General features: G+C 68.9%; 2 protein-coding genes. Both read left to right on the top strand.

The window, feature by feature from the left end; all coding sequences use genetic code 11:
* Nucleotides 1-139: 139 nt before the first annotated feature.
* The gene (locus EAO75_RS46760; RefSeq protein WP_147998990.1) at nt 140-1,783 is read left to right on the top strand and encodes a hypothetical protein; all 1,644 of its coding nucleotides are present in this window, start codon (nt 140-142) and stop codon (nt 1,781-1,783) included.
* Nucleotides 1,678-2,496: a hypothetical protein gene (locus EAO75_RS46755; protein ID WP_147998989.1), complete on the top strand. Its 819-nt coding sequence runs from the start codon at nt 1,678-1,680 to the stop codon at nt 2,494-2,496. The genes EAO75_RS46760 and EAO75_RS46755 overlap by 106 nt, the downstream gene beginning before the upstream one ends.
* Nucleotides 2,497-2,794: the final 298 nt, after the last annotated feature.

Here is a 2,794-nt window from a genome sequence, read left to right as displayed (position 1 = left end):
GCCCGAGCCCGAGTTCCTCACCGCGTCCGTCCTCGCCACCGTCGTCGGCGTGCAGCTCGGCTGGCTGCCCGCGCTCGGCTGGTTCGGGGTGCCGGGCGTGCCCTGAGCGGCGGGGCCGGGCTGGGTCGACGAGTTCGGGGTGCTGTTGCCCGGTGTCGACGAGTTCGGGGCGCTGTTGCTCGGTGTCGAGGAGTTAGGTGTGCCGCTGCTCGGTGTCGAGGCGTTCGGCGTACCGCTGCCCGGTGTCGACGTGTGCCCGGACCCGGCGCCGGTAGATGTAGAGGGCGTCGTCGTCGGACTGCTGGTGGACGGCGATGCGGTCCTGGGCGGAGTCGACTGGGCCGGGTTCTGGTTCGGAGTGGTCGTACTCGGGTTCTGGCCCGGGGTGGGGGTACGGGTGCCGCCGGACGAGTCCGTGGTGTTGCGGGGTGTGGTGCTGTTACCCGGCGTGGTGGTCCCCGGGTTGTTGCGTGGCGGAGTGCGGTCGCCCGGCGTTGTACCCGGAGTGTTCCGCGGCGTGCTGCCGTCGCTCGGGGTCGCACTCCCGGGGCGCTGGGTCGGTATTCGACCGTCCGGCGTGCTTGACGTACGCCCATCCGCCGTACCGGGTGTTCGGCCGTCCGGTGTGGATGTCGGCGTGCTCCGAGGCGTTGTAGGAGACGTGGGGCTCGGCGTGGATGCGGGGCCGGTCCCCGTGGTGGACGGCGTGCCGGCAGAAGGATTCCTCGCCGGGRCCGAGTTGGGATTCGGGCTGGTGGCGGACGTACTGCCGCCGGAGGCGCCCGTGCTTTGGTGCCCACCCCCACCCGGAGCCGCACCCCCGGTGGAAGGCGCCGTAGGCGATGTCGGCATCGCCGAGCCGCCGCTGTCCGAACGACCGCCGGTACTGGAGGGAGACGGGTCGGCCGTGGGCGTCGGTACCGCGTTGGACTGCGTGGGGGCGGTGGCGGCCAGGCTGTCGATGTTGGTGCCGATCGAGCCGCCCCCCGGCGAGGACGACGTTCCACCGGACGACGTGGGCGTGGGCGCGGACTGGACGCTCGGGGACGACAGGCCCGACACGGGGGAGCCGCTGCCGGAGTGCGAAGGGCCGGACGTGCTCGGAGTGCTGGACGAACCGTTGGAGTCGGAGCCGTTGGAGTCGGAGCCGTTGGACGCGGGACCGCCGGGCGAGGGGTCGTCGAAGTCCGACAGGGACGGCCCTGAAGACGGTGTCGGCCTTGAGGAAGGGGTGTCCGAGGAGGACGGGTTCCCGGAATCGGAACCCGACCCGGAGTCGGAGTTGGGGCCCGCACCGATGTCGGGTGCGCCGATGTCGTTGCCGCCGGTGTCGGCGGAGATGCCGCTGCCTATGTTCGTGCCGGGGATGTTGCCGTCGCCCGTACGCGTCGAGGTGGAGGAGTCCGATCCCGACGAACTCGAGTCGGAGGACGAAGAGTTGGAGGACGAAGAGTTGGAGGACGAAGAGTTGGAGGAAGAGGAGTCCGAGGAGGAGGAGCCGGAAGACGAAGAATCCGAGGACGAAGAATCCGAGGAAGAGGAATCCGAGGACGAAGAGTTGGAACTCCCCGCCCCGGACTCACTTCCGGTGTCACCCCCCGGCAACCCCGACTCCGACGCTCCGTCGTATCCGTCGATTCGGCTGTCGATCGCGTTCCGGGCCCGGCTGCCGGCCTTGTGGCCCAGGCTGTCGCGCACGCCTWCGGCGAAGGTCTGCGGGCTCTGCTTGAGGGCATCAAGGCCTGCCGTGCCGCCGGCCTTGAGGGTGGCTCCGACGTCGTAGCCTTCCTGGGCGCCGAAGCCGACGTTCACGGTCTGCCGGATGAGGTCGGTGATGATCGCCTCGATCGCCGAGATCGCGGGCTCCTTCAGCGTCTCCACGATCGCCTCGATCATCGCTTTCTTGAGCTCGTCGAGGAGGCGTCGGACGATCAGGCGGGTGACCTGGGTGGCGCCGAGGCCGGCGACCTCGGACAGGCCGAAGGTGAAGGGCGCGGCGGCATGGGCGGCGACGATCTCGATCGCCAGGGCGATCAGCTGGGCGATCACCGCCCACTTGGCGAACTCGACGAGGTAGGCGCAGGCCTCCAGCACATTCGCGATGAGGAAGGCGGCCTCGGCGGCGCTGCGGAGGTAGCCGTCGTTGCCGCCTCCGCCGTCGAACTTCTCGTAGGCCTTGGTGAACTTGTCGATCGATTCACCGGCGTTGTGGGCGGTGACCTGGCGCGCGCTGCTGTTCGCCGTGGTGTGGAGCTCGTTGACCTTCTCGCCGAACTCCCGCCACACGGTGGCGCAGTCTCTGAGCTTGTCCTCGTTCGCCGTCGGCCACCGGTAGCCCAGCATCTCGAGAACCCACTCGAGCTCGTCCGGCAACATCATCGCCACAGCAGAAAGCACCCCCGTCAGACAACACGGCCGTACACATCCCTCACCAGCCAAGGGAAATCACACAGGAGTACAGCCGTCCGTAAAGTTTACGGACTCATCTGCCGATGACTTCAGGGGTTTGCTGTCACAAGTCCGTTCCAGGTCGCCGCCGTTGTCCGGGGCGGCGCGGTACGAGGCCGACCCTTCACTGCGTACGGCCCTGAGTGCGCTGTCGGTGTCCCTTGATGTCGGGTCGGCCGACGTGGCCCTCGGCGCGTTCGGAGTCGCCGAGCCAGATGTGCGGGACATAGCTCTGGACCGCCGAGACCAACTCCTGTCGGCAGGGGGCGGCATCCGCTTTCTATGGACGGGAGGGCGGTGACGTGAGTCACACCTGGCCCGGGGTCAATTCCCGCACCCGGTACCG

The sequence above is a fragment of the Streptomyces sp. UW30 genome, from assembly GCF_008042075.1.
GTDB lineage: Bacteria > Actinomycetota > Actinomycetes > Streptomycetales > Streptomycetaceae > Streptomyces.
Note: the sequence above shows the minus strand (reverse complement) of the source record. Positions and strands in the feature narration are given on the sequence as shown.